Origin of the sequence: Sporosarcina ureae (assembly GCF_029267015.1) — a bacterium.
GTDB classification, from domain to species: domain Bacteria; phylum Bacillota; class Bacilli; order Bacillales_A; family Planococcaceae; genus Sporosarcina; species Sporosarcina ureae_D.
Genome location: NZ_JARIEA010000036.1, coordinates 1 through 7,606 on the forward strand (window position 1 = coordinate 1; position 7,606 = coordinate 7,606).

The 7,606-nt window shown below is 43.8% G+C and carries 7 protein-coding genes and 1 rRNA gene; all 8 read right to left on the reverse strand.

The genetic code is table 11. The features are described from left to right. Positions 1-89: ribosomal RNA gene (locus tag Q7P97_RS05475) — 16S ribosomal RNA — on the reverse strand; the annotation flags it as partial. Positions 90-474: 385 nt separating this feature from the next. Beyond that, a complete protein-coding gene (gene lysS / locus Q7P97_RS05480; RefSeq protein WP_303967663.1) occupies positions 475-1,965 on the reverse strand; it encodes a lysine--tRNA ligase in 1,491 nt (496 codons plus the stop codon). A gap of 154 nt (positions 1,966-2,119) precedes the next feature. Beyond that, on the reverse strand, positions 2,120-2,629 hold the full coding sequence (gene folK, locus Q7P97_RS05485) for a 2-amino-4-hydroxy-6-hydroxymethyldihydropteridine diphosphokinase (protein ID WP_303967666.1): 510 nt from the start codon (positions 2,627-2,629) through the stop codon (positions 2,120-2,122). Next, on the reverse strand, positions 2,626-2,994 hold the full coding sequence (folB, locus tag Q7P97_RS05490; protein WP_085427780.1) for a dihydroneopterin aldolase: 369 nt from the start codon (positions 2,992-2,994) through the stop codon (positions 2,626-2,628). Before folB ends, folK begins: the two co-directional genes overlap by 4 nt. A gap of 21 nt (positions 2,995-3,015) precedes the next feature. Further along, positions 3,016-3,867, reverse strand: coding sequence for a dihydropteroate synthase (gene folP / locus Q7P97_RS05495; RefSeq protein ID WP_303967670.1), 852 nt, complete (start codon positions 3,865-3,867; stop codon positions 3,016-3,018). Then, a complete protein-coding gene (gene pabC, locus Q7P97_RS05500; protein ID WP_303967673.1) occupies positions 3,867-4,721 on the reverse strand; it encodes an aminodeoxychorismate lyase in 855 nt (284 codons plus the stop codon). Before pabC ends, folP begins: the two co-directional genes overlap by 1 nt. After that, the gene (locus tag Q7P97_RS05505; RefSeq protein WP_303967676.1) at positions 4,718-6,148 is read right to left on the reverse strand and encodes an anthranilate synthase component I family protein; all 1,431 of its coding nucleotides are present in this window, start codon (positions 6,146-6,148) and stop codon (positions 4,718-4,720) included. Before Q7P97_RS05505 ends, pabC begins: the two co-directional genes overlap by 4 nt. Before the next feature lie 26 nt (positions 6,149-6,174). Beyond that, positions 6,175-6,816 carry a peroxiredoxin family protein gene (locus tag Q7P97_RS05510; protein WP_303967678.1) on the reverse strand — a complete coding sequence of 214 codons (642 nt, stop codon included), beginning with the start codon at positions 6,814-6,816 and terminating at the stop codon, positions 6,175-6,177. Between the last annotated feature and the right edge of the window lie 790 nt (positions 6,817-7,606).

A 7,606-nucleotide genomic window follows, 5' to 3' on the forward strand; every position in this document is an offset into this window, starting at 1 on the left:
GGAAGCAAGCTTCCAACAGTTCGCTCGACTTGCATGTATTAGGCATGCCGCCAGCGTTCGTCCTGAGCCAGGATCAAACTCTCCATAAGAGAAATTCGATTAGCTCGAGTTTCATTTGCTGGCATCATTTAAGATACTCATTTTGTTTGTGTCACTGGCAAGCCAGGCGCAAACTGTATTTCGTTAACGTTTTGCTGTTCAGTTTTCAAGGTTCATAAGGTTTGCCTCTCGTAAGAGTCAACTTTTATATCTTAACATCTCGTTGTTATGTTGTCAACACTTTAGTTAAAAACTTTTTTCATTATGTTTTTCGCTAAGTCGCTAACTGCAAAAGCAACTTTATAAATATACCACCTGTTTTCAAAAAGTGCAACTGTTTTTATCAATTCTTTTTGTTTTTCTTTTGCATTCTATATAAACGCTTGATTTTAGACAGAAAAAAACAGCTCCAATATCGCTATTGGAGCTGTCGCATCAGTCTTTAGGACGCATTTGAGGGAATAATAGTACATCACGGATTGATTGAGAGTTCGTCAACAACATGACGAGACGATCGATTCCGATACCCAGACCACCTGTAGGCGGTAGCCCGTATTCTAATGCTGTAATGAAATCTTCGTCCATTTCATGCGCTTCGTCGTTTCCTTGTTCCTTCTCAACAAGTTGCGACTCGAAGCGTTCGCGCTGATCGATTGGATCATTTAATTCCGTAAAGGCATTCGCGTGTTCACGACGGACGATGAATAGCTCGAAGCGATCCGTGTAGCGTGGATCTTCCGGGTTCTTCTTCGCAAGAGGTGATACTTCTACCGGATGTCCGTAAATGAATGTCGGCTGCACAAGCTCTTCTTCTACCTTTTGTTCGAAGAATTCATTCAGTACATGACCTACTTCCATAGAAGGAGTTACTTGTACGTTATGCTCTTTCGCTAATTCATGTGCTTGTTCTTTCGTCAATTGCTGCCAGAAGTCAACACCTGTAAAGTCTTTAACTGCATCTGCCATGTGCAGTCGTTTCCAACGCGGTGCTAATTCGATTTGATCGTCACCGTATTGGATCGTTGTTGTACCGAGCACTTCTTGCGCGATATGTGCCACAAGGTTCTCAGTCAATTCCATGATGTCGTTGTAATCTGCATAGGCTTCGTACAACTCAATCATTGTGAATTCAGGATTGTGGCGAGTGGACATTCCTTCATTACGGAATACGCGTCCGATCTCATATACTTTCTCTAGACCTCCGACGATTAGGCGCTTTAGATGTAGTTCAATAGCAATTCGCATATATAGTGTCATATCAAGTGTGTTGTGATGTGTAACGAACGGACGAGCTGCTGCTCCTCCGGCAATCGAGTGAAGCATAGGTGTTTCTACTTCAAGGAAGCCTTGTCCATCTAAATAATGACGCATAGATTGAATGATACGACTACGCATAATAAATGTTTCTTTGCTGCCTTCAGTCGAAATCAAGTCTAGGTAGCGTTGGCGATAGCGCTGTTCTACGTCTTGTAAGCCATGGAACTTCTCAGGTAACGGACGTAATGCTTTCGTCAAGAACGTAAACTTCGTCGCTTTAATAGAGAGTTCTCCTACTTTCGTTTTAAAGATAACGCCTTGTACGCCGACAATGTCTCCAAGGTCCGCAAAAGTGAATAGCTTATAAGCATCTTCACCAATAGCGTCTTGACGTACGTAAATCTGGATTTGACCCCCAAGATCTTGGATGTGCGCAAATCCTGCCTTACCTTTACCACGCTTCGTCATAATACGGCCGGCAATTGTTACTTCATGCTCATTCTCTTCCAACTCTTCTTTTGATTGTTCTTCATATGCAGAGCGGATTTCACTTGTTAGGTGTGTTCGTTCAAAACGCTGACCGAAAGGATCCAAACCACTTTCGCGTATATCTTTCATCTTCTGGCGTCTCACCAAAAGCTGATCATTCATTTCATCCATATTGGACATTACCTTTCACTCCTTCATACTTTGACTATCCCTCTTCACGGGAATGGTCGTCTGCAACTATTGTACACAAATTCCAGGCCTAACAAAAGGACAAACAGTTATCTCGTGCGTTTGTATAGAAAAACTGCCCCATTATAGGACAGTTCGTTCAATCTTATTGTAGAAACTCCTCAATTCGCACAATCTTTTTCCAAAGATTCACTCCGTCTTCCTTTATCGCAGGCTCTTCATGATAGAGCCTTCCTGTTATAGGATTCTTTACTTCCGAGTTAATTTCCACTAGTGGAACGAGCACGAATGCACGCTCTTGCATTCGGATATGCGGAATAATCAGATGTTCCAGTTGAATGTGTTCTTCATTATAAAGCAAGATATCCAAGTCTACCGTCCGTGGACCCCAACGGATTTTACGCATTCTACCAAGCTTATTTTCAATGGATTGACACGCACTCAATAATTCCGTTGCTTCTAATGTAGTCTCTAAATTTACTACGATATTCAAAAACTTCGCTTGTTCCGTTAATCCGACAGGCTCAGTTTCGTACACGGAAGAAACTTTTAACACCTTAATAGAAGGATGTTCATTTAACAATTCCACAGCTTGCTGTAAATGTTCGAGCCGATTACCTATATTCGACCCCAGTGACAAGTAGGCGTTATTCAAGTGAAACGCCCCCTCGTGATTTCCACGGAAACGGATGAGTAATGTCCTCGAATCGGTGGATCCGGCTTTATAAGTAGGACGCGCACACCATTCACCTTTTCCGCAAAATCTGTCATGATCGTTCCCGCCACCGTTTCCGCCACCGTCTCGATCAAATGAACTGCTTCCCCTTCTACAATGTTCTTGCACATTTCATACACTTCCGCATAGTTCATTGTTTTCGATAAATCATCAGTTTGTCCAGCTTCGGCAAGATCTGTTGCCAATGAAACTGTCAGACGAAAGCGCTGTCCGAGTTTATTCTCTTCAGGCAACGCGCCGTGGTAACCGTAAAACTCCATATCATTCAAATGAATATAATCCATGAAATCCCTCCATTTTATCGCTTACCCAGTGTATGCTGCTTTCTTCGTCAGTACATCCATCATCTTGACCATCCGCGAGATTTCCTTTACATCGTGAACTCGCATAATATGTCCGCCGTGCTCAATGCCGTAGCAAACCGTGGCGCCTGTACCTTCAACTCGCTCATCTACAGGTAAATCAAGTACTTTCCCAATCATGCCTTTGCGGGACGTACCAAGTAAAACAGGATATCCAAGATCCGCAATCGAAGATAACCCTTGCATCGCTAGTATATTCTGTTCAAGATCTTTCGCAAAGCCGATGCCTGGATCTAGCCAAATCATTTCTTCACTAACTCCTGCTCGTTTCGCAATCTCGATACTCTCTTGCAAATCTTCTATAACCGCCTCCATGAACGGCAGCTGATAATCACGATCTTCGCGGTTATGCATCAAGATGATCGGTGTACCATATCGCGCCGCCACTTCTGCAATGGCTGGCTCACGCTTTGCTCCCCATACATCATTAATTATACTCGCACCCGCCTTAACCGCAGCTTCCGCAACAGCCGCTTTTGACGTGTCAATCGATATTACACAGCCGAGTTCTTTCGTTAGCAATTCAATGATCGGTACAACCCGCGCTATCTCCTCTTCTACCGAAACAGGAGTGTGCCCTGGACGGGTAGACTCACCACCGACATCAATGATTTTTGCTCCGTCCATGAGCATACTTCGTGCGTGTTCCAGCGCTGGGTTTTGCTTACCGAATTGCCCACCATCCGAAAATGAATCCGGTGTGACGTTCAGTATCCCCATAATGATCGTTTCTTCCATAAAATTAATCGTCGTTTCTCCCAGTTGATAAGAGGCACGTGCTTTTGATAGTTCCATTACTGGTCACTCACTTTCATTCGGTTGACGGCTTGTTGGTAACCGGCATGTAATTGTTGATAGACCGGTCCTTCTTTGCCAGAAAACCTTGTTTCTCCTACTCGGCGAATCGGAACTAGTTCTTGAATCGCATTGGTGATGAATACTTCTTCCGCCGATTCGAGTTCCTCAGACATATATAACCCTTCATGAACAGCCAATCCAAATACTCCCGCAGTCTCCATTACAAAGGCCCTTGTCGTACCCGGTAAAATTCCTGTCTCCAATGAAGGTGTATACAACTCGCCTTCTTTTACCCAAAATATATTCGATGTAATGCCTTCTGCTACATATCCGTCAGATGTAACGAATAAGCCTTCTGTTTCTCTCAATGAAGGCAATTCGAGACGTCCTTTTACATTATTTGCATACTGATGAGACTTATGACGAACAACACTTTCAGGTTCATTGCGCGTCGTAGCAAGCCAGACACCATCTTTTTCTGTATGTACAGCCGGCAGATGAAGTGCCTTTTGAAAGATCAATACATTCGGTTGTTTGTAATGAGCAGGAGCCAGCCCGATATCATGCACACCCGCCGACACGTTTAATCGGTAATAACCATCCTCGCAGCCATTCTCTTTATATAAAGAATGAATCGCCATCAGAATTTCTTCATCGCTATACGGCATCTCTATATGGTAGTCAATCAAAGCTGACCGCAATCGAATCATATGCGAATCATAAAGAAATACTTCCCCACCGTACGTACGGAAAGTTTCGAAAAACCCTAATCCGTAAATAAATCCATGATCGAAAGGAGAAATGCGTAGTTCATCCGCATGTACTTGCTCCCCGTTCATCCAGCAAATCAATGTGGACGCCCACTTTCTTGACGAGTGACTAGCTCAGCCATTTCTTTCGCCTGCCACAATGCTTTCGCTTTATTTAAAGACTCTTCATATTCTGCAGCAGGATCCGAATCTGGTACTAGACCAGCCCCCGCTTGGATATGCACGATCCCTTCTTGAATAAACGCTGTACGAATCGTGATATTCAGCTCCAAATCTCCATTAAAACCAATCCACCCCATTGATCCTGTATAAAGACCTCTGCGGGTCGGTTCCAATTCTTCAATGATTTCCATCGTACGCAGTTTAGGATCTCCCGTAATTGAACCACCTGGGAAAACTCCGTGCATGATGGGCGCAAGATCTTCAGAAGCTGCCTTACCCCGTACATTTGATACCAAATGCATGACATGTGAGTACTTTTCAACGACCATGAATTCATCAACTTCTACTGTACCTTCTTGACAGATTCCTTCGAAGTCTGCACATTCGAGATCGACAAGCATCTTGTGCTCACCTTTCTCCTTCGTATTCGATACCAATTCTTCCTGCAAAGCGAGGTCTTCCGTTACCGTCAAACCGCGTTTGCGCGTACCACCGATTGGACGAGTGCTCAATTCAGTTCCACGTTTTTTCAACAATAACTCAGGTGAACCGGAGACTACTTCAAAATCCGGCGCCGCCATATAAGCCATATAAGGAGAGGGGTTGAACGAACGCAACGCTTCATACACCAATAAAGAAGGTGCATCAAGTGGTTTTGACTGACGTACAGACAAGTTCACTTGTACAACATCTCCTTGCTCGATAAATTGCTGTACATCACGGACCATCTGTTCAAACTGCTCTCCTGTTACGGAAACTTGCAAATTATCCTCTGTAACGTCTACATCCGTCGCTTGTCCAGGTGTAAATTGACGATTGATCAAGCCTATTTGTGATGCTTCCGTCCATTCATTCACTATATCCTCCAAGGTATGCTGCTTCTCAGGCAATGCCATAAAATAGACTTTCTCATTTTCTATGTCAAGCACGGCCCATTGATCGAATAGATAAAAGAATACATCAGGTGTCACCAGATCATCTTTCGCTAGAACCGGCAGCGTCTCATAGCGTCTGACATAATCATAACTGATCATCCCGATAGGACCACCTTGGTAGGCAGGTAACTCATTCTGGTACTCCAGCTCATATTGCGTCATAAAATCATTCAGCAGGACTAGCGGATCTTCTCCTGTTAATATCTCTTCTTTGCCATCACGCCACTCCAAGCGTAGCCCTGTTTCGATTGCCTGAAATGTCACAAGCGGATCAAGTCCCGCCACGCACATCTCTCCACCGCGGCCACTTTCTAATAAAACATGTCGTTCCACCGCTGTCGCAAGTTGACGATAAGCGTAAAAGAATTCATCTTTTGTCATTGAAGCCGTCTGATAAGCTACTGTATTCATGCTAGTTCCCCCTGCATTTCTAATGTTCACTCTGCTTTACTTTCCTCTATTAACTGCTTGATCATCTTGTCATCAAGCGGCAACATTAATTTATCTGTGATAATGCCTTCTTCATTGATGATATACGAAGTCGGGTAGACTTTGATCTGATACATTTTCATGACTTCGCTATCCTTATCTAATAAAATCGGGAACGATAATTTATATTCGTCCACGAATTCCTTCGCACTTTCTACTTTATTCTTTTCAGTCTTTGTCATGTTGACTGCGAGTATTTCCATATTGTCGGTTTCTTTATTGTCAGTATAGTAGCTATCCATATGCGGCATTTCTGAACGACATGGTGGACACCACGATGCCCAGAAGTTTAACATAACTGTTTTACCCCGGTAGTCGGATAACTTTACCGTATCCCCGCCAAGTGTTGTTAGTTCAAAGTCAGGTGCTACATCCCCTTTATCGAGCCCTGGCTTATCAGGTTCGGTAGTGGTTTGCCAATCTTGCGGTAGACGTTCACGCTCGTCTTTCGGCAATTTGTCTATTCCAGCATCTTCATAACCCGGAATACCTGAAGTTTCTTCTTTAATTTCTTTGTTCAACGTGAATATAATGAATCCCATAATGACGACAACTAAAATTGAAATAATTATGCTCCACTTTTTTTTCACAGTGAGCCTCCTCTGTTCTATGTATAGCTAGCTTGGTTCGTCTTAATTATACAGATTTCAGTGCGCTGATAAAAGTTTGAAGTTTATCTATGGTTAATTGTAGGGTGCAAAGCGGGTTGGGAATGAGTTTTGTTCGGAGTGGGTTAGTAAGAAGTCTACTACTGGCAGCCACCTTCGTTAGATAGTGTGTAGGGCAGTTCAGGTACTTGTTTTTCGAGTACAAGGATAATTTGTTCGTACAAGTAAGTAGGATACGATGTTAGGTAGTTGTTTTGCGAATACTTTTCTCTTCCTTGTTTTGTGCAGAGGTAACGGTTTGACTGGCATTGTAAGTGGGGCGATCATTGGCCCCACTTCGGCGGTGGTGGATGGCTTACGCAATGAGCCAGACAGGAAGAGCGCCTGGCTGTCTCGTTGCTACGCCTACCACTGGCAGCCGCCTACGTTAGATAGTGTGTAGGGCAGTTCAGGTACTTGTTTTTCGAGTACGTGGATAATTTGTTCGTACAAGTAAGTAGGATACGATGGTAGGTAGTTGTTTTTGCAAACCCCTACTCTTCCTGGTTTTGTGCAGAGGTAGTGGTTTGACTGGAAGTGTACGTGGGGCGATCATTGGCCTCACTTCGGCGGTGGTGGATGGCTTCCGCAATGAGCCAGACAGGAAAGTGCGCCTGGCTGTCTCATTGCTACGCCTACCACGTGCAGCCGCCTACGTTAGATGATGTGTAGGACAGTTCGGATTCTTCTTTTGCAAGAATAGAAACTAGTACTACCCAGTCACTGGTTTGAT